This window comes from Paenibacillus sp. 01T443 (genome assembly GCF_056398325.1).
Window position 1 is genome coordinate 322,132 of the sequence record NZ_JBFTPE010000002.1, and the last position, 21,033, is coordinate 343,164.

A 21,033-nucleotide genomic window follows, 5' to 3' on the forward strand; every position below is an offset into this window, starting at 1 on the left:
GCAAGTACGGATGAATTACTTTGGATTTTGCGCCTCGGCAGCTTCCTTATACGCAGCAAGCACCTGTCCGGCTTGCTGCTTCGCTTGCCCTGTTCCGCCCGTCCGATTCACGAATTTCGCAGCGTAATAACGCACTAGATCGATGCTTCTAATAAATTCAGCAGGATCAACGATGGAAGCTGTCGCTGCCGTTTTGGGCGCTCGCCTCAGCCAGCTTTGCTCCGCAAGCTCATTCGATAAGGGAGACTTCAGCTTAACCTGGATCTCTCTCTTTACGACACTCCTCGAATAGCCGATTTGTCCTTTATAGGCTAAAGCAGCTTGTCCGATCCACTCTACGGATTGCGCCATTTTCCGCTCGGATAAATCGTCCTTGGCTGTCTCACCAGTCTTTACGGGCGGAATCGCAACTTCAGCAGAAGCATGATCTTCACTTGTTCCAAATAAGCCGCTTAGCAGCCTATCCTCACCCATTCGCCAATACAAACCGTCATATACGGAAGCATTCAGCATACCGGTCTTGGCCTCACGAAAGCTGTTATCCCAGCTAAAAGCAGCACGTTCAGCTGTTGCCGACGCAGCATAATAGAGCACAACCTTCTGATACATATACATGCCGAACAAAATAAATAGTAAAATGAGACCAAAAAGCATTGGAAATACGATCGTTGATTCCAGCGTAAAGCTGCCCTGCTCCCCTCTTAGCCATCGCAGCAGCCTCGCTCCCATCCTCTGCCTGCCCATACATGCCACCTGCTAAACTGAAAATTTTGTCCGCCTCATCATCCGCCTTACCCATTAGGCGTTCGATCAATTCAATAATCCAATCCTTAAACAGCAGCGCAATAATAATGACAACCGCAATAATCAAAATGATCTCCAGCGTTCCCAAACCGTCTTCTTCTTCCCAAAATGACCGAATTGCTTGTCCTAGCTTCTTCATATTTCCTCTTCCTCTCTATTGTTGGTTAAGACATGAGCAGCACTGCAGGCGCAGCTACCAAAACCATAAGCACTAATAATATGCCGACTAACGGAAATACGAGCTTGGAGGATGCTTCCTCCCCTCGGGATCTAGCAATTGCCTTACGTTTTTCCCACAGCGTATAAGAAAGCTCTCGCAAAGCAAGTACAAAATGCTCCCCGCCTCTGCGGTAATTGAGCAGCAGCACCGTAGTGAATACGGAAACCTCCTGTACCGCGCAGCGCCGGTTGAAGCGCTCCATGGCCGTGCTAAAGGATTGCCCGTTGCGGAGCATCGATACCGCATCTCCCCACTCCTTATAAAGCGGGTGCAGCTCTGCTGCTTTCCCTTCCAAGCATCTTGCCAACGCTTGCTGCACAGTTTCACCCGCGCCTACGAGCAGCATCAGCTTGCTGAGCATATCAGGGAGCTCGATAATCATTTGCTGCTTGCGCTGCTCAACCTTTCTGCCCGCTTCCGCAAAGGGTCGTATCGTCAGCACGATGCCAAACACGGCTCCCATTGCAAGCAGAATGGGCTCCTGCCCCAGCAGGCTCAGCCAAGCACATCCCGTTAACGCGGCATATCCAGTCCCTAAGGAGGCAGCAGCCTGTGCTTTTGTTTTCTCAATCGTCCAAGCGTTATCCATTAGCAGGAGCAGCCTCATATGATAGCTGCCCATAGGCAGATGCAGCGTATCGAACAATTTATACCGTTCCAGCACACGCAGGAAGGGGGCGATTAAGCTAAGCTGCTTAAGCTGAAGGCTCGATAATTCGCTACCTTGTTTCTTGCTTCTTAGTTGGGTCCAAATGGCATACAGCGCCTCTTTGCCGGTCAGATAAAGCCAAATTGCCGTTAACGTAATGGCGGCTATCGCTGCGGTCATTCTCCTTTCTCCCTTCGCTGTTACATTTGAATACGCATCATTTTCGCCATTGCCCAGAAGCAAAAGAGCAGCAGCAGCAAAGCAGCCGTCAGCAATAAATAACCGATCCCCCCGTATAAAGGAGCCATATAGTCAGGAGCAGCCAAGCTTAGAAACGCAAGGAAAACAAAAGGCACCGCCATCATAATTCGTCCTTCGAATCTTTTCTGTGCGATCATGACGGCAATCTCTTGCTCAATCTCCAGCTTTTCTCCGATGATGACCGAGGTTCTTTTCATCACCTCCAGCAAATCGCCGCCCGAGCGCTTGCAGGCTGCCAGTGCATCGACAAATTGATTAATTTCATCGACTCCAGCCCGGTCAGCGAAGTTCCGCAATGCATATTCAAGCGGCTCTGCGTTTTCTAAGCGGAAGCGAACGATTTGGAACTCCAGCAGCAGCTCCGTACGCGGATCCGGATACAGCAGCTTTAAATCATCAAGGGTCGCTAGAAAAGCATTTTCAAGCGACCGCCCTGCCGCGAGAGAGGAGGTCAGTGAGAATAACGCCTCCTTGAATTGCAGCTTCAGCCGTTCTTTACGCTGCTGCAAAAGCGATCTGCGTCTGAAACGGGGAGCGATTATGCCAAAACCTGAGACAGCAAAAGATACCAGCGCCGAATGATAGAACAGATAGGCTGCCATGTAAATAATCAAAGCGGCAGCTATCGCTGCGAATATAAACTGTTTTCTGCTAAGGTGATAATGCCCGTAATCCGTGAGCATTCGCCCTGCCCGAATATTGGCCATTACCTGTTCATTCTCCCATCCACACCAGGTCAACGCTCGCTGCAACCTCCCACCATGCGAACGGTGCAGCTGCGCAGTTTTTCCTAAGCCGCTGACGCTGCTCATACCACAGCACCTCCACTCTTGTTACTTCCCGCCATTATCAGCTTGTCCAGTCTTACCAGCGGATTCCCCGTACGCTTGAGGCCGCCGACAACCTTGCCGTCCAATTCGCCTTCCTCCTCAAAAAGGAATAGGGGGTTCAACATGATTTCACCGTCAGCCATGCCAACGATCTCGCATATTTCAGTCACTCTCCGAGAACGATCCCGAAACCTCGATAAATGGATGATGAGATCAATCGCAGACGCAATCTGCTGCCGAATGACCTGAACAGGTAACTCGGCTGCGCTGAGCGTCATCGTTTCAAGTCGGGCAAGCATATCCTTTGCTCCGTTGCTATGGCCCGTCGACATGCTTCCCGAATGTCCGGAATTGAGTGCTTGCAGCATATCGAGCGCTTCCCCGCCGCGTACCTCGCCTACGATAATTCGATTCGGACGCATTCTTAACGAGGCGCGGATAAGATCTCGGATCGTAATCTCTCCTTTCCCCTCCGTATTTGCATTTCTCGTCTCCATGGCCACCAAATTCGGAATCGATCGAATTTGCAGCTCCGCTGAATCCTCGATCGTTACGATTCGCTCATCCATTGGAATAAACTGCGATAATGCGTTGAGGAAGGTCGTCTTGCCTGTTCCCGTTCCGCCGCTTATAAACATGTTGTATTGTGCTCCGACCATCTCCTGCAAGAATGACGCCGCTTCGACCGACAATGATCCGATCGAAACTAGCTCCTCCATCGCGAGCGGCTGCTCAGGAAACTTTCGTATGGTCATGCAGGGTCCCTTCAATGCCACCGGCGGCAGCACAACATGAACCCTAGAGCCATCCTTCAGCCTCGCATCAACGATCGGGGATGATTCATTAACGACACGATTTACGCTCGCAACCACCGTCTGAATCAAATCCTCCAGCCGTTCCCTGCTTTCAAAGGACACCGGCAGCAGCGACATTTCCCCTCTCCGTTCAACGAAAATTTCCGCATGATGATTAATCATGATTTCGCTGATCGAGGCATCCTCCATGAGCGGCTGCAGAATATCCAAACCCCGAAAGGAATGAAACAGCCTGCGAACCAGCTGTACTTTACCGGTTGCCGTGAGCGGATTACGCTCGCACCATTCGAATACGATCTCTTCAACGATTCGCATTAGGCTGTCATCCGATAAAGCGCCGCTAAAATCTATCTTCGACCGAATTTTATTGCGCAGCTCCAATACCGTTTCATCATTCAGCAACCACGCTCTCTCCTTCCGGGATAAGCTGTCTGAACAATTTGTCTGCCGCAGCCCTGTATATTGGCGACGACAGCAGCTTTACGCTGCCCGCTCCACGCCATTCCGGAATTTCCGGCAGCTGGAATATGGCATCGTTCATAGTGTCCTTCTCGCCACGCTGTGCCGTCTGCGCGATTCGAGCGGCCTGATTGTTTACAACTATGAATTTCTGAGATAATCGTTTAAATCGACCGTTCCATTTTTGCTCACCGTAGCGCTGTGCCATCTTTTGCTTATTTCTAACCGATTCATTGTCATTCAACACCCACAGCACCTGATCCGACTTCTCAAAAACAGCCAAATGCATGCCTTCCAGGTCGCTATCCAAATCAACAATAATGACATCGTATTGTCCGCTTCGAGAAATTGCGTCTACCAAGCCAAGCGCATCATCTTCGCATAATGTCAATCGATCCTCCAAATTCGTGCAAACTGCCAAGTAATCTCCCTTTAGCTGCGTATCCTGCTTCCGATGCTCCATAAGCCACTTTACTGCTTGCTCTGGCTGTGCCTTAAGACTATACAGCAGCTCGGACAAGCCTTCCTCTTTTGTTGTTGCTCCCGTAGGATCCCCATTGCCATTTTGCAGCGTGCCAAGCCAAGCCGCCGAAGAGTTCCATCGCTCGAGGTTCAAATAAAAAGTTCGGCGGCGATGCGTGCCCGCAGCATGCGCGAGATGCAGCGCCAACGCCGTTTTTCCTGTTCCGCCGGATGCCGAGTAAACGGAAATTACCCTTACACCGGCTGCCATTTCCTCATCGACTGCCAATTTTCGTGCACCTGCATGAACCGCAGCCCGGGCATGAATCTCGGATAAGCGCTGCAGCAGTTGAGGCAGCGGCTGATACTGATGCAGCTCATGCTCCTCTTGGCTTTCACCGAGCTTCAATACGAGCGCAATAACCGGGAGCTTCGGGAGCTCTGCCTTCATCTCGGCAAGCAGCTCGGGCTGTGCTGCCAATATATCCATTTTGTAACCTTGCTGCACATAGCGCTTGCATGCCTCCGCTTGCGTAAACGCGACGACCTGCCATTGCTCGCCGAGCTTGCTGTCACGGATATAATCGGCTAGCCGTTTCAAATATTCCGGATCCTTTACTGCTACTCCCAGCTGATATTTGTTCACGCCGAATCTCCTCCCTTCAGCTACGTAAACACAAAAAAAGCACCGTAGAAGGCGCAGTTACCTGCGTCCTTTTACGGTGCTTCCGTGTTTGATCGTTAACTTTGTATAAAATTTACCATAACCAGATTCCATTCGTCAACCAAGGAATTTACTTCTGTTTTCCCCAATCGCTTAAAAACTTCTCGATCCCGATGTCTGTAAGCGGATGCTTCCAGAGCGACGGTAAAAGCGAACCCGGGATTGTCGCGATATGCGCACCCGCAATAGCCGCCTGCTCAAGATGACCGATATGACGGATACTTGCAACAATAATTTCGGTTGAATATCCATAGTTACGAATAATGGCATTCAAATCACGTACCAGCTTCAAGCCTTCTACGCCGATATCATCCAGCCTGCCAACGAATGGACTAATAAAGGTTGCTCCTGCTTTGGCCGCCATGAGCCCTTGCGCTGCCGAGAAAACGAGCGTTACATTCGTTTGGATTCCCTTCTCGGCAAGCGCATGGGTTGCATACAAGCCGTCCTCCGTAAGAGGCAGCTTGATGACTACGTTCGGAGCCCATTCTGCAATTTCGAAGGCTTCCTTAAGCATATCATCGGCCTTCGTACCTATAACCTCAGCGCTGACCGGACCGGACACTATACTGCAAATTTCCTGGATGACTTGTTTAAAATCCCGTCCTTCCTTCGCAATTAGCGAAGGGTTGGTCGTTACCCCGTCAACGAGCCCAAGCTTGGCAATCCGTCTAATTTCCTCTACGTTCGCTGTATCCAAGAAAAATTTCATATCCGGTCATCTCCCTTTGTCTATTGGAAAAAAAGTTTGATTTCCCGTTCTGCGCTTTCTATAGAGTCTGAGCCATGGATGATATTACTTGCTACATCGATCGCAAAATCGCCGCGAATCGTTCCAGCAAGCGCGTCAGACGGATTCGTTGCGCCTATAAGCCCGCGGGCATTTTTGATTGCATCCTTGCCTTCCCATATCATCGCGAATATAGGTCCAGAAACAATAAAATCGACCAACTCGTCAAAAAACACCTTGGAGCGCAAATGCTCATAGTGATGCTCTGCATGCTCTCTTGATAATTGCATCACTTTCGCATCGATCAGCTTAAAGCCTTTCTCTTCAAAGCGCGCGACAATTCGACCTACCAAACCTCGAGCATAACCATCTGGCTTAACCATTACAAACGTTCTATCCATTTAGAATCCCCCTTGTCTCTATCGGTATAGCCATTTATTTGTTAAGCCATTCAGTAATTATGCCAGCAGTCTCTTCAATTGCCCGATTTGTGACATCGATAACCGGGCAATTCAAGGATTTCATAACCGCTTCGGCATAATCCAACTCCTCTTGAATCCGCTCAGTCGTTGCATACTGCGCAGTTGCCGGCAGCCCAAGCGTCTTCAGCCGCTCGGAACGAATTTCCAGCAGATGCTCTGCTTGCATTGTCAATCCGATTATAAGCCGTCCGGGAGCAGGCTTTAACTCCTCTGGCGGATTAACCTCCGGCATCAAGGGCAAATTAGCCGTCTTAATCCCCTTATGGGACAAAAAGATGCTTAGCGGCGTTTTCGATGTCCGCGAAACGCCGATCAGCACGACCTGCGCCTGCATAAAGCCCCGCGCGTCCTTGCCGTCGTCGTATTTCACCGCAAATTCGATCGCATCCATCCGGCGATGGTAGGCATCATCGATCGAATGCAGCAGTCCAGGCTCCCGCTTCGGGAAGCTGCCGAACGTATCGACGTAAGCCTGCATCATCGGGCCCATGACATCGACGGCTCGTACACCCGCCCTAAGCGCCTCTTCCTTCATCAGCTCCCGCAGCTCCGGCTGAACAAGCGTGTAGCTGATAAAACCTCCCGTGCTGAGAGCTTCAGCGACAATGCGCAATATTTCATCCTCGGACTTGATATGTCCATATCGCTTGATTTTTACATGCTCCGATGAAAATTGACGCAGAGTAGCCTTAGCCACCGCTTCTGCCGTTTCACCGACAGCATCGGAGCATACATAAATGATTTGCTGTGTCATAACTCTGGCTCCCCCAATTCCCCATCCATCGCGATGTCCGCCATCAGACGTATAATGTTCGACTTCGATACCCAACCGGTTACTTCCGGATCAGCAGCTTGCTCCTCGCGAGGAACAATGACTGGCAGACAATCCACCTGATGGAGCGACATTTTTCGGATCGCATCCATTACGGAATCATCGGGCATTAGCGTCACTATATTCGGATAACGGGTCATTACCATACTGACTGGGATAGCCGAAGCGCCTGCGTTACCTAATGTTATTTTGAGCAAATCCTTAGGAGTGACGATTCCAACAAACCTCTTCTGTTCATTGACGACTAAGAGGGTATCCGCATTCTCGGTAAACAAAGTGATAACGGCATCATGCACCGATAAGGAGTCAGGCACGTTGACGGGAACCCCCTGTACCTCTCTCACTTTCATATTGTTGAATTGCTGCAAAGGCTCGCCGCTTGATCGATAGGTGTTGCCTAAAAAATAACCGACCTTTGGCTTCGCATCGAGTAAACCAAGCATGACGAGAAGCGATAAATCCGAGCGCAGCGTCGGTCTGCTGACACCCAAATATTCTGCTAATTGTTCACCGGTAATCGGTGCACGCCTCTTCACAAGTTCAAGAAGCTCCAATTGCCGAGTGGATAATTGAATCGTACTCTCCTCCATTCTTTATATGAGTCATATTAAAACGAAATAGCACCATTATTCGAGAAATAATATATCATATTAACGCAATGTGTACAATAAATAGTAGACTTACGGCTTAAAGATTACTTTGTACAGCGCCTGCGTACCGCTGTCCTCTTCCCCAAGCGCAATGACCTGCTCGTATAAGGTACGTGCCAACGCGAGTCCTGGCAGCGGAAGTCCCATCTCATCAGCAGACTCAAGAGCAATTTTGATATCTTTCATAAAATGCTTTACATAAAAGCCCGGTGCAAAATCCCCGTTAATGATGCGTGGACCGAGATTGGATAGAGACCAGCTGCCTGCTGCGCCCGCCTCAATGCTTTTCAGAACCCTGCTTGGTTCCAGCCCGGCACTCTTCGCATAGGCAAGAGCTTCGCTGATACCAATCATATTGGAGGCGATCGCAATTTGATTGCACATTTTGGTAAATTGCCCGGAGCCCGCCTCGCCTTGGTATACGATATTTTTGCCCATCAATTCAAATAAAGGCAGTACCGCATCAAAGGTTTCCTCCTGGCCTCCTGCCATGATAGATAATCTAGCTTCTCTAGCTCCCACATCTCCTCCGGAGACAGGAGCATCGAGCGCCGCCAATCCTTTGTTTCTAGCTTCCAGCTCAATGCGTTTTGCGAGTGACGGGCTTGAGGTCGTCATATCGATAAATATCGCATTTGGCCGTGCATGCTGCAGCAGACCTGAGGCCCCAAAGTAAACCTCCTCCACATCCGCGGGATAACCGAGCATCGTAATTATGACATCCGATTGCTCCGCTGCCGATTTAGGCGACTCCTGCCAAACAGCCCCTTTTGCAAGCAAACCCTCTGCTCTCGATTTCGTTCGGTTATACACATTCACCTTATATCCGTTATCAAGCAAATGCCCCGCCATGCTCGCGCCCATGATCCCTGTTCCGATAAATCCAATGCTGTTCTGTTGATTGATTGCCTGCTTAGCCAATTTAATTCCGCCTTTCCATTACGTTTTGGGTTAGATTCATTTTAGCAAAAAAACAGCCGGAGACAAGAATGCTCCCCTTGTCTCCGGCTGTCCGGTCGATGTTGAATTATCAATGAAGGCCTATTCGTTTGTCATTTGAATAAACTGCTCTACATCAACTGCAGTCAGCGCCACAGCCTCCTGCCAGAAATCCTTTTCCTCTACGTTGACGCCAAGATGCGCTTCTGCAAGCTGCTCGACGGTCATTCTTCCGGTATCGCGCAGCAAAGCAACATATTGGTTTTTAAAATCCGGCCCTTCCTTCAAGGCTTTGGCATAAATGCCCGCGCTGAACAAATAACCAAACGTATAAGGGAAGTTATAGAACGGCACATCCGTTAAGTAGAAATGCAGCTTCGAAGCCCAAAAATGCGGATGAACCTCGCCCAGCATATTGCAATACGCTTCTCGCTGCGCTTCTTCCATCAGAGCATTGAGCTCTTCAACCGGCACTAAGCCTTCGCGACGGCGCGCATAGAAACGGGTTTCGAATAAGAACCGGGCATGAATGTTCATAAAAAAGGCCACCGACCGCTGAATTTTGTCTTCAAGCAATCCCAGCTTTTCTTCCGGCTCTACTGCTGCCTTGAACGCACGGTCAGATACAATCAGCTCCGCGAATGTTGAAGCCGTTTCTGCTACATTCATTGCGTATTCCTGCGAAAGCGCCGGCAAATCATTCATCACATGCTGATGGTAAGCATGGCCGAGCTCATGCGCAAGCGTGGAAATATTCGATGCGCTGCCGGAATAGGTCATGAAAATACGAGTTTGGCCGCTCTTTGGAAAAGACGTGCAGAAGCCGCCTGGGCGCTTGCCGGGACGATCCTCGGCTTCTATCCAGCCTTCCCGAAAGGCCATCTCTGAGAAATCCGCCAGCTCCGGGCTAAACGAGCGGAACTGCTCAATGATAAAGACAGCCGCTTCGTCATAAGGAATTATTTTTGTCGCGGAGCCGATCGGCGCTTCCACGTCATGCCAATATAGCTTCTCGACACCGAGCAGCTTCGCTTTGCGCTCTAAATAACGGACAAGCACCTGTTTACTTTCCTGTATGGCATCCCACATCGCTTGCAGCGTCGCTTCGCTCATACGGTTCATTTGCAGCGGCTCCTGGAGCACCGATTCCCAGCCGCGCTTGTCATAAAGCTTAAGGCGGAAGCCGGAAATCCGATTCAGTGTCTCGGCGCACAGGTCCGCTTGCTCTGACCATTCACGCTCCCATTCTGCAAATGCAGTCTTCCGCACCTCGCGATCGCCGTCAGACAGGCGGTTATGCATTTGACCAGCGGATAAAATATTTTTCTTCCCATCCTTGTCGATTTCCGTAAACTTAGCTCGAGACACGATAACGTTATAATAATCGCCCCAGCCGTGATAGCCGTCCACCGCCAGATCTCCTGCTAGAGCTTCCAGCTCCGGAGCCATCTTTTGCTTAGCAAGCTCGCGGCGTTCAGCCAGGCTAAAAGCTACCTCAGCCAGCTTTTCGTTTTCGAACAGCTTCGACCATTCAAGGTCATTCAATCCGCGCAGCATATTATCAAAACGCGTAAGTACGCCGAGCAGCTTAGCACCAAGCGTCTTCACCCGGTCACCGCGCGCATTGGCTGCCGAATCTTTGATGTCTTGAGCCAATAAGCAGGAAACAAACGATTCCGATTGCCGCAGCCTTATGATGACGCTTTGCAGCAGCTCCGTCATCGCGGCGATTTCTGAGCCGCCGGCGCTTGTCTCCTCGGACATTGCGGCTGCCAGCTTCGCAATGTCTTCGTCCATGCCTTTAAGCTCTTCCTGGAAGGCTGCCGAACTTGAGCCCCCCTCGTAAAAAACATCCAAATCCCAGCTTTGCGGAAATCCCTGCTTCATCTGCTTCCATCCTCTCCTTCACTAGCGTAACGGCTGTCGCATCCATCTAAGGTATAAGCAGCTGTTCCACGGTGATATGTAATAAAAAAAGCCAAGATGAGGCCGCGTTTTTATTTGCGCAAACCTTCTCGGCAGTGTATAACTTAATTATATCCAGATTGGAGGAATTTCACCATGTCTAAACCGTTGCAAATTTCGGCTGATACTGCCATTAAGCTATCCGAGCAGCTTGGCGTACCCATAGAGCATCTCATGCATATGCCGCGCCATATCTTATTGCAAAAGCTTGCAGAGCTAGCTAAAACCGATTCATCGGCAGCGCCAGAAAGCGATAAGAAGGAATGATTCCGTTTGAAAAAGCATGGCCTTATGACGTCATTATGGGCGACCTTTATGTAACTAGCTGTCCGTTTTGCGATGCAGACAATGTGCTGCTCCCAGTAAGGCCCGCTGAGCTTCAGGACATACAGGATGGTATGAAACGGCTGCTCGTTTTTCCATGCTGTCGGAACAAAGTAACAATCGTGGACGCAGACCGCGACTATTTGTTAACAGACCGCGTCCTCCGGAAAGCACTCCGCTAAGCGGATGTAGAAATCGTTTGCTCCGTCATGCTCATGTTCTCGTTTTGAGAGATGTCGCCGGATCCGTTTTTTGGTCTGGCTTCCATCTCTTCACGAATAAGCTGCCACTGTTCACGGCTAGCGCGAATCATTGCACCATCGACGATTTTCTTATCATTCACGACGCGGGAAAACCACCGTACAGCATCGTTCAATTCCCCGATTCTGCGATTCAGCTCCCCAATCAGAAACATCAGCTTTGCGTTATTAAGTGCCACGCCCTCTGCTTCATATACCCTTATGTAGGATTGAAGGGCAAAACGCAAAAACCGTTTCTCGTCGTTTTGATTTGCTTCATAACGGTAGAGCCACGCAATATGATGCAAAATGCCCGCAATCACGCGATCCTTCTCACCTACTGCTTGTCCAGAGAGAAGAGCCAGCTTATAACTCGCCATAGCCTGTTTCGCGTTACGCTCACCGCAATAATCCTGGTTTTGCCAGCGAATGCCGATTTTTTCGTGGTATTGCTTCTTTTGTTGTTCGTTCAACCGCTCTACACCATTTTCAGTCGAGGCAAAGCCGCAATTTGGGCAAACCCGGACCACGTAAAAGTCAGGGTTCACTTCTGTTTTATAATATCCGCAAAAGTCAGTATCTACCTTAGCTGCTCTTTTAAAGCTAGGTCTAACGCGAGATGTCATAAACGTAAATTCACAGCAGATGCATACGATTTTTGATTGGTAGAGCGGTTCCATACGATCACGTCTCCTCTTCAGATGTGTTTACAAAGTGGTGTGCAGGTCCGGATAGTCTTTCTATTACAATGTGCTGAAGCTCTTCATCTATGCCTACCTCCTGCAAAGCTCTTCGCATGCAGTCCAGCCATGCCATGGCCCGCTCTGGGGTAATCGGAAACGGTAAATGCCTTGCTCTCATCATGGGATGTCCATATGCATCTGAATATAAAGAAGGACCTCCAAAAAATTGAGTTAAAAATAAATATTGTTTCTCTATGACAGGATCAATATCTTCCGGGAACAAAGGCCCAATTAGAGGATGAGCTTGTACCTTCGGATAAAACGATTCAACAATTAGCCTTAAAGTCTCAGGCCCACCAAGTGCTTCGTAAAGGCTTATATTCCTATTCATCGTCAGAACCATCTCCAATTTGTAGGTATTTAGTATTATACCATAATTTTTTTTTTACCGAAAACAAAAAAAAGCCCGCAATGTAGATATGCGGGACTCGTCATATAGTGCGTATTACCTATCAACCTTCATAGTCCTCTTCCCCAGGTGCTGTAAGAGATTCTCGAATGACATAGACGAAAGCACATACCAAGATGCCAGCGATTATACTCATACTCATCACTCCAACCGTTCTAAGGTAATTCTATTGTACCATAAAAAATGCAGGAATCCAGTGTTTTGCAAGCGTTTTCTTTTTAGCTTGTTTTTAATTTTAACTTACCGGAAGTGATGGATGTCCACGTTTGAACATATATGTGTAGGAAGGGTTGTACGGCCTCATTGTTCACATGCAGGCATTCCCTTTCCCCATTAATAGGAGGCGGTCTTTTTGCTGCGAACATTTATCCATCCGTTATCCATAACGGCCCTTTGCGCCCTCTTTATCGCGCTTCTAATGACCGTCTTTCCAACGGAGACGCTGGGTGCCTCGCTGCGCGGCTTATCCATCTGGTGGCAGGTGCTTTTTCCAGCGCTTTTCCCTTTCTTCGTGATCTCAGAACTTCTGCTTGGCTTCGGCATCGTGCATTTTTTCGGAAAGCTGCTGGATCCCTTAATGAAGCCCTTATTTCGCCTTCCGGGCATCGGCGGGTTTATTGTGACGATGGGTTATATATCCGGCTACCCTGTGGGAGCCAGACTTACCGCACAGCTCTGGGAGCAGCGGCTCGTTAACCGGGCGGAGGGCGAGCGGCTTGTAGCTTTTACGACAACATCTGATCCTATATTCCTAATCGGAGCCGTATCTGTCGGCTTCTTCCACAATGTCGCGCTTGCGCCTGTACTGGCTGCCGCCCACTATGGGGGCGGACTTGTGATCGGCTTCCTCATGCGCTTTCATGATCGGCATGCGGAGCCGTCTTCAGCGAAGAAAAACGTCGATGTTACGAGCGGTCCGAAAAAACGCAGGCCTTCAAGAATTGCAGTCGCGCTTAAATCTATGCATGAAGCGCGTTTGCTGGATGGCCGAGGGCTAGGAAGATTGTTGCAGGACTCGATTCAATCTGCGCTTCGGCTAATGATCGTAGTCGGCGGACTTGTCGTCTTCTTCTCTGTTGTCATGGAGATGCTAACCCATGCCGGAATCGTAGCAGCCATGGCGCATGCGCTGCGTTATTTATTTGTGCTTATCGGTTTGCCAGCCCCCCTTGCAGACGCCGGCATATTCGGTTTGTTTGAAGTAACGCTTGGCTCTCGTGCTGCCGGGGCAGCCGGTACGGGACTTATGCATCAGGCCGCGATTGCTGCTTGGATTCTTTCTTGGGGCGGACTTTCGGTGCATGCTCAAATTGCGAGCCTGCTCAGCAGGACCGATTTACGCTATCGTCCCTTTTTCTTTGCCAGACTCCTGCATGGTTTTATTGCGATGGCTTTGGTTTACTTGCTTTGGGGCTGGCTCGGTCCTTGATTCGCCCATTTTGATCTGCTAGAGCACCGCGGCGCATTGAATTTAAAGGCATTTTCCTTTATCATCTTAAGTACTATGGAGATCGGAAGGAGATTTACCTTTGAAGTATGCGGTTATTGATCGAGGCGATGCTTTATCCAAATCGTTAGCGGAGAAATTTCACATATTGGCGGCGGAGCGCGGCTTCAATCGGAATGAAGAAGCACCGGAGATTGTCATTTCCATCGGAGGAGACGGAACGCTTCTGCTAGCCTTTCATAAATATGTGGATCAAATTACTGATGTCGCATTTGTCGGGATACACACCGGCCATCTTGGTTTCTATGCCGACTGGCAGGCAGACGAGCTCGAGGAGCTTGTGAAAATGATGGCTGAGGAAACGCCGCGCATTGTCAGATATCCGCTCGCTGAGATTGAGCTTGAGACGCCGACCGAATCCCGGCATTATTTGTCATTGAATGAATTTACGCTCAAGGGCGTGGATGGAACACTCGTGGCACAAATCAATATCAATGACGAAATGTTCGAGATGTTCCGGGGTGACGGCATCGTAATTTCGACCCCTTCCGGAAGCACTGCATATAACAAAAGCTTGGGCGGCGCCATTGTCCATCCATCGATAGAATCACTGCAAATTGCCGAGATCGCTTCAATTAACAATCGCGTTTACCGTACGCTTGGCTCCTCCGTGCTGCTGCCGCAGCATCATCATTGCGATATTATCTCAAAAAAAGAACAGCGCCTTCAGCTCACCATTGATCATGTCAGCATTAGACGCAGCGATATTCTTTCGATTCGCTGCAGCGTATCCAGCCGCAAGGTCAGCTTTGCAAGATACCGTCCTTTCCCTTTCTGGAATCGGGTCCGGGAAGCTTTTCTAGGTTATGACGTGCGTTAAGAGATTCAAGTTTACGATCCCTTTGCCGCAAAAAAAAGACACTGCAGCGCCAGCTAATGGCGCTCCGTGTCTTTTTTGTTTGATCGATTCGTTTCAGCGGGAGCGGATGCCGCTGCCGTCTCGCTAGCTGCAAGCCGGAACGGCTTTTTGCCGCGATGGTCATTGCCTTTGTATCCGCCTTTGCGCTGCTGCTGTTCACGCTTGCCGCTGCCCTGCTGCTCGCCGTTGTTCCGGCCTTCGCCGGCATTAGCGCCATCATTTCCGCCTTTGTTTTCATTATTGCTGCGGTTAGAGCTTCTGTGGCGATTTTCACGGTTATGATTTCGGCTATGGCGTTCATGCGATGGAAAAGCGGGTTCTTCCTTCGCGCTAGCCACCTCTTCATTCTCAGCAACCGAGCTGTCAGAAGCTTCTACCAGTCCGGCAGCTGCCGCGAGCAAATCAGCCGCTTCAATGCGAGGACGCTGGTCGTCAGCATCCAAATCATAGTCATCCGGCTCCCGCTGCGTACTCTGCGTCTTCTCCAGAATGAAATACGCACAGCCAAAATTACAATATTCATTGATATAATCCGGCATGCCGGATAAGTTGCTTTCCTTTGTAGCCTTCTGATGATTATCGCGGAAAAAGCCCTTCAGCCGAAGCTGGCTGTAACCCCAATCACCAACAATGAAATCGTAACGCTCCAGTACCTCGCTGTAACGATCGCGAAATGCCTCAGGATTCCAACCATTCCTGTTTTCTTGTACAATTTCGTATGATTTTCCTCCGATATGAATCAAAGCCATGGTCTCCACCTCATCTTGAGCGTCAGTTACATGCTGCTCGAGCAAGCACCGGAGGATATCTCACGGTCGAATCCCGCTTCTACGGTATCTGCAGCAATCGCTGCGTGTGCCGAATCGGTCTGCTCATGCGCATGGTAAGAGCTGCGTACTAACGGTGCGGATTCAACATGCCTGAAACCGCGCTTCAGCCCTTCTTCTTTTAATTTTGCGAATTCGTCTGGGTGGACATAACGTACAATCGGCAAATGACTCGGCGAAGGCTGCAAATATTGTCCTAAAGTCAATATATTCACATCGTTAGCCCGCAGGTCATCCATCGTTTGCAAAATTTCATCCCACTCCTCGCCCACGCCAAGCATAATGCTTGATTTGGTTGGAATTTTGGGCTTCATTTCCTTAGCGCGTCTCAGAAGCTCCATCGTACGGCTGTATTTTGCTTTAGCGCGAACACGGTCCGAGAGCCTTTCCACGGTCTCAACATTATGGTTCAGAATGTCAGGATTCGCATCCATTACGATCTGAAGCGCATCCTTGTTGCCGAGGAAGTCCGGGATAAGCACCTCGACGCGGCAAAACGGCATACGTTTACGGATAGCGTGTACCGTTGCTGCGAATATAGAAGCGCCGCCGTCCTTCAAATCATCGCGAGCGACTGAGGTTACCACGCAGTGCTGCAAATTCATTTGCTCTGCTGCTTCTGCTACGCGTTCTGGTTCGTCCAAATCCAGCTCGGTCGGCATGCCCGTTTTAACGGCGCAGAAACGGCATGCACGCGTGCAAATATCGCCCAAAATCATAAATGTAGCCGTGCGATTCGACCAGCATTCATAGATATTGGGGCAACGCGCTTCCTCACATACGGTATGTAACGTTTTGGTGCGCATCATATTTTTAATTTCGGCATAGTTGCCGTCTGTCGCTAATTTTATACGAAGCCAGTCAGGCTTTTTAAGTGTTTCCTTTTGTTTCATAAGGGATTACCTGCTTTCAAGTTCATTTATAAATCCTAAACTCATGGGGTTATTATAACATGTTTCCAATAAAAATAGCACTTTCTACGGATTTCGTTTCCAAGCGGAAACAGTTTCCTATTGACGGCTTTCTTGCTCGATCTGTATCTCCGCGGTCAGCTGTTCAATAATGGTTGATCGATTTCGTATAAAAACCAATGATTTGCAAACCATAAAGTTATAACCGTCATGCTTTTGGAAGGGTGAGACGTTTGAAACTGGCTATACCTGTTGTCGCAGCATTAACCGCAGCATCGCTGCTCATGGTCTTCCCAGTCAGCCATGCAAAAGCCTCTCCTGCTATCAAAAGGCAGACCGAAGCGGCAAATGAGCAAATGGCAGCAGCGGAGCCCGATCCTTTGCCCGCAAGAAGAGGTTTATACGAGAAATTGAGCTTGTTTACCGATGTGCCGTGGTACTGGATTGCTGCGATCGATCAATATGAGCGATCCATGTCCAAGGTACGGCCGAAGGCACGACCCATGCTAGGCAGCACGGTTGGCGTATTTATTGATCAAGAGCGCTGGGCCGGCCCGCTTAATCCGAACACGGAGGACAGCACTCCCGCCTCGATACGTTTCTTCAACGGCATCGGTCAGGATGGAGACGGTAACGGTCAGGCGGAGCGGACAAGCGACGTTGACCTTCTGTATTCACTCATTAGCCGCGTTGCTGCCTACGGCATCTCCGATGACGATTTTTCAATCGGACTGTGGGAGTATTACCAAAATAACCGTTCCGTACAGCGTATTCAGCAATTTGCCCGTATTTATGCAACTTTCGGCAAGCTTGATTTGTTTGATCATGCTTTTCCGGTTCCGATCGGCACCCACTATTCGTATAACAGCACATGGGGAACAGGCCGGAGCTGGGGCGGCAGACGGACGCATGAGGGTACGGATATTTTCGCGGACCACGGACTGCCCGTTCGAAGCACCTGCTACGGCATTGTCGAAGTAAAGGGCTGGAATCCCTATGGCGGCTGGCGGATCGGCATTCGCGATCTCAACAACTTTTACCATTATTACGCGCATCTGTCCGGCTTCGACAAAACCGTCAACATCGGCGATGTCGTCAAACCGGGTCAGGTCGTTGGCTGGGTTGGCAGCTCGGGATACGGCAAGCCCGGCACTTCGGGGAAATTCCCCCCTCATTTGCATTACGGCGTATATAGCGACCGCGGACTGATCGAATGGTCGTTTGACCCCTATCCGATGCTTCGCCGCTGGGAGCAGGCCGAGCGCAAACGAATCCGTTCGGGGAAATAAGCCCAGCCTAAACGGCTGACGCCATCCTTGGCGGCAAAGGCTCATTTCGCGGAGAATATAGGCATCGTATATGGTTAAAATCTATACTTTCTTATATTTGCAAATAAAAACGACTTTATCGTATTCTCTATTCAGAGGACAATAAAGTCGTTTTTCTAATTTTTCCGGCTATTCCCCGCCTCCGGCTGAATCTCCCGTATTCGTCTCGGCATTATTAGCAGCATTTGTATGGCCGGAATCCTCGGAGGAAGCTTCTGTTGACGTTTCTGAGTTCGTGGATTCAGCGTTCGATGATTCCTCATTTTCGCTATTTTGAGGATTCGTTGTGACGCCGCTGCCGGACCCTTGGCCGAGCGGCACGGAAATGTTCGGTGCTTGCGCAGCCGATTCGCCTACCGGCTTGCCGGTATTGTCATAGTAGTACATCGGTACATCTCCCACTACGAGCAAATACGAAATCGGTATATCCGTTTCGACGATCTCCGGCTCGGTATCGAACGGAATGATGATGGTTACTTCTGCAATAATCCGAATATAAACCTCGACCAAAATCATATTGATGCCCGCATCCTTCTGGCGCGTGCTTAGATCAACCTTTACCGCGCCCACAGGTTCAAACTTAACCGGTACCCTTGGACCGTAAGATGAAATAATGGCACTGTTTAGAGCGTGGCCTATCGGAATATGCTCCGGTATGTCCTTCATGTCGTTTAATGTTTCTTGCACCGTATTGATGGTCTGTGAGGTGATGCTCATATGCTCCGCATAATTAAGCATGAAGCCTGAGATTTTGCCGTTGCTGTTCATTTTCCAATCAATGAGCTTATCGGTATCCGAGCGGCTGGCAACCTGCTCCGTTATTGCTTTGTTAATCGCTTGCGTAGCGACCTGCTTTACTCTTATTTTAGCAATATTCATAAGCGGCGGACGCAAGTTGCGTTCGATATAGACGAAGGATTGAATCGAGAAAATCATCATTACGATAAGCGTAATCAAAAATATCGTCCGGCGCCGGATACGCGGCCTTGCCGGCCTGGCTCCCCAAGTTCCGCCTGTGCCGCCGCTGCTGCTGCTGCTCCGGCTTCGGTTGCCGCCGAATTTGATCGATGGCCGCCGTATGCTCCATTTTCCGCTGCTTGCGCTTGTCCTTGTGCCCCATTTTTTCGGAGCTGGACGAGATGATGCTGCGCTGCTGCGGCTCCCCCAGCTTACCGTTCTGACCTTAGAGAACGGGCGGCCTGACCAAAGCTGCATCCGGCTTCCGCCAAACGGCCTGAACCGCCAGCCTCTCCTTCCCCATTTCGCCAATCCGATCCCCTCCCGCATTCCTGCTCGCTGCCTCGCTGCCAATACCCATACTTATGCAGAACTCGGCCAAAAAAGAAGACGACCTGCGCGGCACCAGTGAATCGGTAGGCGTTACGGAAAGAGAAAAAGGGGCGGGCCGTCATCGGCCTGCCCCTTTTCAGCGAAATTACTTCGCAAGTGTTACGGTAATGTCATTCCCCTCTGCCCAGCGGGTTGTGGCATTCACTTTATACGTCATGCCCGCAACCAATTTCGCGCCATTCGTAAGCTCGAAAATTCCCGCAGCCCCTTTGCGCGAAGTCAGCTTGTAAGTTGCCGTAAGCTTGCTTCCGTCCGTGCCTGTCAGTTCAATGCTGCGAACCGCAAACAGCTCATCCTTCGGATCGGCCTTTAACGTCAGCTCAAGCGAGCTGTCGTTCAGCGCTTTAGCAGATTCGATTTCAAGAGGCGCGATTTCTTTCGCCACAAACGTGGCGCTAGCGATATTTGCCCATTCCGAGGAAACCGTATATTTAACGCCCGGCTTGAGTACCTCACCTTCCGGCAAACGGAATTTCGGCGCTTGGCGACCATCCGTTGCTTGCGTAAATAATACATATGTCGCAATCATCGGTGATCCGCCTTCGGGCGTAATCGTTACTTGCTTTGCACGCATGGAGGATATAATTTCATACGTTTTTCCATTGTACTGGTTATTCTCATCTAATACGAAAGCCGTAGCTGCGCGTCCGACCGAATAAGCTGAAATAACATTGCCGTAATCCGTAACGCCTTTGGACAGCTCCGATACCACCTCGAACGTATCATACGAAACCTGATCTGTGCTGCTCATTTCGATTTTTTCACCGCTTCCGGCAAAATTTCCCGCAGCTTTCCCTTTGTAGGTCAACTCATAGTTCGTTCCTGCCTTCTGAGGCGTGGTAGGGACGATGTAGGTCGAAATGGAGCCCGTCTTTAGCTGAGGCACGTTCAGCATCGAAAGTCCGTTATTAAAGCTGAAGTTTTTCAAAGCTTGCTCCAGAGCTGCGTCCTCCGTCGTTATAGGCGCTGAGAAGGTAACCTCTAATGTGATTGTGTTCAAAACTTTAACTTGGACAATCTCGGCATCAGCCGAAGGCTTTGCTTTTTGCGAGGTTACAACCAGCTGTGCCAGCTCGCCGCGCGTTACGGATTGAGGCTTAACGCCTACGCTCTTTGCCCAATATTTAACGGAAGCAGCATCCCGCTTCAGTGATTTTGCGATAATGTCAGTCAACTCCGCAGCGGTAACCGACGCATTGGGCTTCAGCTTTCCGCCATCGGCTTGCATCACGCCAAGGTTGGCTAATGTCGCCACATATTGGAAGTACCATTTATCTGCGGAGAGATCCGTTACGCCAGCGGGCTGAGCCGCATTGACCGGAAGTCCGAGGCCGGTTACGACGAGCTTCGCAAGCTCCGCACGGGATACGGCAGCATTCGGCTTAACCAATCCGTTTCCGTACCCGTTCATTACCCCTTGCTTCACCAGCTCCTGAATAGCTGCAATTGATTTCCCGCCATTTTTTATATCTTGAAAGCCAGCTGCCGGTGCCTTCGTTTGCACACCGCTGCTTGCCAATACATTCACAGGACCAGCCGCTGCGGCTGAAACCCCGATTGCTGCTGCCAATACGATTGCTGCCATTTTATTCGAAACGAAATTCATCCTTGTTTCCTCCTCATGAGTGCTGTTGATTAGCTTGACCTCATGATAAAGCACAAAGATAAACCACTGGCAAACAAAAGATTAACAAAAGATAAACAGCTTCGAAAC

23 protein-coding genes are annotated in these 21,033 nt (G+C 49.8%); 5 read left to right on the plus strand and 18 right to left on the minus strand.

What is annotated here, in order from left to right; all coding sequences use genetic code 11:
* Nucleotides 1-15: 15 nt before the first annotated feature.
* The 12 genes from AC1DLI_RS04070 to AC1DLI_RS04125 form a co-directional block, all read right to left on the minus strand.
* Nucleotides 16-654, minus strand: a complete 639-nt coding sequence (locus AC1DLI_RS04070; RefSeq protein ID WP_477599900.1) for a pilus assembly protein — start codon at nt 652-654, stop codon at nt 16-18.
* Complete coding sequence (locus tag AC1DLI_RS04075) at nt 563-943, minus strand: Flp1 family type IVb pilin (RefSeq protein ID WP_477599902.1); 381 nt, start codon at nt 941-943, stop codon at nt 563-565. Before AC1DLI_RS04075 ends, AC1DLI_RS04070 begins: the two co-directional genes overlap by 92 nt.
* Before the next feature lie 25 nt (nt 944-968).
* Nucleotides 969-1,853, minus strand: coding sequence for a type II secretion system F family protein (locus AC1DLI_RS04080; RefSeq protein WP_477599904.1), 885 nt, complete (start codon nt 1,851-1,853; stop codon nt 969-971).
* 20 nt (nt 1,854-1,873) lie between these two features.
* Nucleotides 1,874-2,746, minus strand: coding sequence for a type II secretion system F family protein (locus tag AC1DLI_RS04085; RefSeq protein WP_477599906.1), 873 nt, complete (start codon nt 2,744-2,746; stop codon nt 1,874-1,876).
* Nucleotides 2,743-3,978, minus strand: a complete 1,236-nt coding sequence (locus tag AC1DLI_RS04090; protein ID WP_477600068.1) for a CpaF family protein — start codon at nt 3,976-3,978, stop codon at nt 2,743-2,745. The genes AC1DLI_RS04085 and AC1DLI_RS04090 overlap by 4 nt, the downstream gene beginning before the upstream one ends.
* Complete coding sequence (locus AC1DLI_RS04095) at nt 3,971-5,146, minus strand: P-loop NTPase family protein (RefSeq protein ID WP_477599908.1); 1,176 nt, start codon at nt 5,144-5,146, stop codon at nt 3,971-3,973. The genes AC1DLI_RS04090 and AC1DLI_RS04095 overlap by 8 nt, the downstream gene beginning before the upstream one ends.
* A gap of 148 nt (nt 5,147-5,294) precedes the next feature.
* Nucleotides 5,295-5,936, minus strand: coding sequence for a fructose-6-phosphate aldolase (gene fsa, locus AC1DLI_RS04100; RefSeq protein WP_308997159.1), 642 nt, complete (start codon nt 5,934-5,936; stop codon nt 5,295-5,297).
* A 20-nt stretch (nt 5,937-5,956) separates the two neighbouring features.
* A complete protein-coding gene (gene ndk / locus AC1DLI_RS04105; protein WP_308997158.1) occupies nt 5,957-6,355 on the minus strand; it encodes a nucleoside-diphosphate kinase in 399 nt (132 codons plus the stop codon).
* A gap of 34 nt (nt 6,356-6,389) precedes the next feature.
* The gene (locus AC1DLI_RS04110; RefSeq protein WP_477599911.1) at nt 6,390-7,190 is read right to left on the minus strand and encodes a pyruvate, water dikinase regulatory protein; all 801 of its coding nucleotides are present in this window, start codon (nt 7,188-7,190) and stop codon (nt 6,390-6,392) included.
* A complete protein-coding gene (locus AC1DLI_RS04115; protein WP_477599913.1) occupies nt 7,187-7,858 on the minus strand; it encodes a CBS domain-containing protein in 672 nt (223 codons plus the stop codon). The genes AC1DLI_RS04110 and AC1DLI_RS04115 overlap by 4 nt, the downstream gene beginning before the upstream one ends.
* A 90-nt stretch (nt 7,859-7,948) precedes the next feature.
* Nucleotides 7,949-8,839 (minus strand): NAD(P)-dependent oxidoreductase, encoded by an 891-nt coding sequence (locus AC1DLI_RS04120; RefSeq protein WP_477599915.1) that lies wholly within the window; start codon nt 8,837-8,839, stop codon nt 7,949-7,951.
* Between the two features lie 120 nt (nt 8,840-8,959).
* Complete coding sequence (locus AC1DLI_RS04125; protein ID WP_477599917.1) at nt 8,960-10,744, minus strand: M3 family oligoendopeptidase; 1,785 nt, start codon at nt 10,742-10,744, stop codon at nt 8,960-8,962.
* Between the two features lie 174 nt (nt 10,745-10,918).
* Between AC1DLI_RS04125 and AC1DLI_RS04130 the strand changes: the two genes are divergently transcribed.
* Together AC1DLI_RS04130 and AC1DLI_RS04135 are read left to right on the plus strand one after the other, a co-directional pair.
* Entirely contained in the window at nt 10,919-11,089 is a 171-nt protein-coding gene (locus AC1DLI_RS04130; protein ID WP_477599919.1) for a YycC family protein, read from the plus strand.
* Nucleotides 11,086-11,328: a hypothetical protein gene (locus AC1DLI_RS04135; protein ID WP_477599921.1), complete on the plus strand. Its 243-nt coding sequence runs from the start codon at nt 11,086-11,088 to the stop codon at nt 11,326-11,328. The genes AC1DLI_RS04130 and AC1DLI_RS04135 overlap by 4 nt, the downstream gene beginning before the upstream one ends.
* Here the strand turns inward: AC1DLI_RS04135 and AC1DLI_RS04140 are convergent.
* Together AC1DLI_RS04140 and AC1DLI_RS04145 are read right to left on the minus strand one after the other, a co-directional pair.
* Nucleotides 11,325-12,065, minus strand: coding sequence for a DUF2225 domain-containing protein (locus tag AC1DLI_RS04140; protein WP_477599923.1), 741 nt, complete (start codon nt 12,063-12,065; stop codon nt 11,325-11,327). The genes AC1DLI_RS04135 and AC1DLI_RS04140 overlap by 4 nt on opposite strands.
* Before the next feature lie 4 nt (nt 12,066-12,069).
* On the minus strand, nt 12,070-12,459 hold the full coding sequence (locus AC1DLI_RS04145; RefSeq protein WP_477599925.1) for a globin domain-containing protein: 390 nt from the start codon (nt 12,457-12,459) through the stop codon (nt 12,070-12,072).
* Nucleotides 12,460-12,889: 430 nt separating this feature from the next.
* Here AC1DLI_RS04145 and ylbJ point away from each other — a divergent pair, with 430 nt between their 5' ends.
* Both ylbJ and AC1DLI_RS04155 read left to right on the plus strand, forming a co-directional pair.
* Nucleotides 12,890-13,966, plus strand: a complete 1,077-nt coding sequence (ylbJ, locus tag AC1DLI_RS04150) for a sporulation integral membrane protein YlbJ (protein ID WP_477599927.1) — start codon at nt 12,890-12,892, stop codon at nt 13,964-13,966.
* A gap of 100 nt (nt 13,967-14,066) precedes the next feature.
* On the plus strand, nt 14,067-14,864 hold the full coding sequence (locus AC1DLI_RS04155) for an NAD kinase (protein ID WP_308997148.1): 798 nt from the start codon (nt 14,067-14,069) through the stop codon (nt 14,862-14,864).
* A gap of 53 nt (nt 14,865-14,917) precedes the next feature.
* Here AC1DLI_RS04155 and AC1DLI_RS04160 read toward each other — a convergent pair whose 3' ends face one another.
* Nucleotides 14,918-15,652, minus strand: a complete 735-nt coding sequence (locus tag AC1DLI_RS04160; RefSeq protein WP_477599929.1) for a YutD family protein — start codon at nt 15,650-15,652, stop codon at nt 14,918-14,920.
* A gap of 26 nt (nt 15,653-15,678) precedes the next feature.
* Nucleotides 15,679-16,623, minus strand: coding sequence for a lipoyl synthase (gene lipA, locus AC1DLI_RS04165; protein ID WP_308997146.1), 945 nt, complete (start codon nt 16,621-16,623; stop codon nt 15,679-15,681).
* A gap of 302 nt (nt 16,624-16,925) precedes the next feature.
* Between lipA and AC1DLI_RS04170 the strand changes: the two genes are divergently transcribed.
* Nucleotides 16,926-17,930, plus strand: a complete 1,005-nt coding sequence (locus AC1DLI_RS04170) for a M23 family metallopeptidase (protein ID WP_477600070.1) — start codon at nt 16,926-16,928, stop codon at nt 17,928-17,930.
* A gap of 168 nt (nt 17,931-18,098) precedes the next feature.
* Here AC1DLI_RS04170 and yunB read toward each other — a convergent pair whose 3' ends face one another.
* Nucleotides 18,099-19,238 carry a sporulation protein YunB gene (gene yunB / locus AC1DLI_RS04175; RefSeq protein ID WP_477599932.1) on the minus strand — a complete coding sequence of 380 codons (1,140 nt, stop codon included), beginning with the start codon at nt 19,236-19,238 and terminating at the stop codon, nt 18,099-18,101.
* Between the two features lie 166 nt (nt 19,239-19,404).
* Nucleotides 19,405-20,925, minus strand: a complete 1,521-nt coding sequence (locus AC1DLI_RS04180) for an S-layer homology domain-containing protein (protein WP_477599934.1) — start codon at nt 20,923-20,925, stop codon at nt 19,405-19,407.
* Nucleotides 20,926-21,033: the final 108 nt, after the last annotated feature.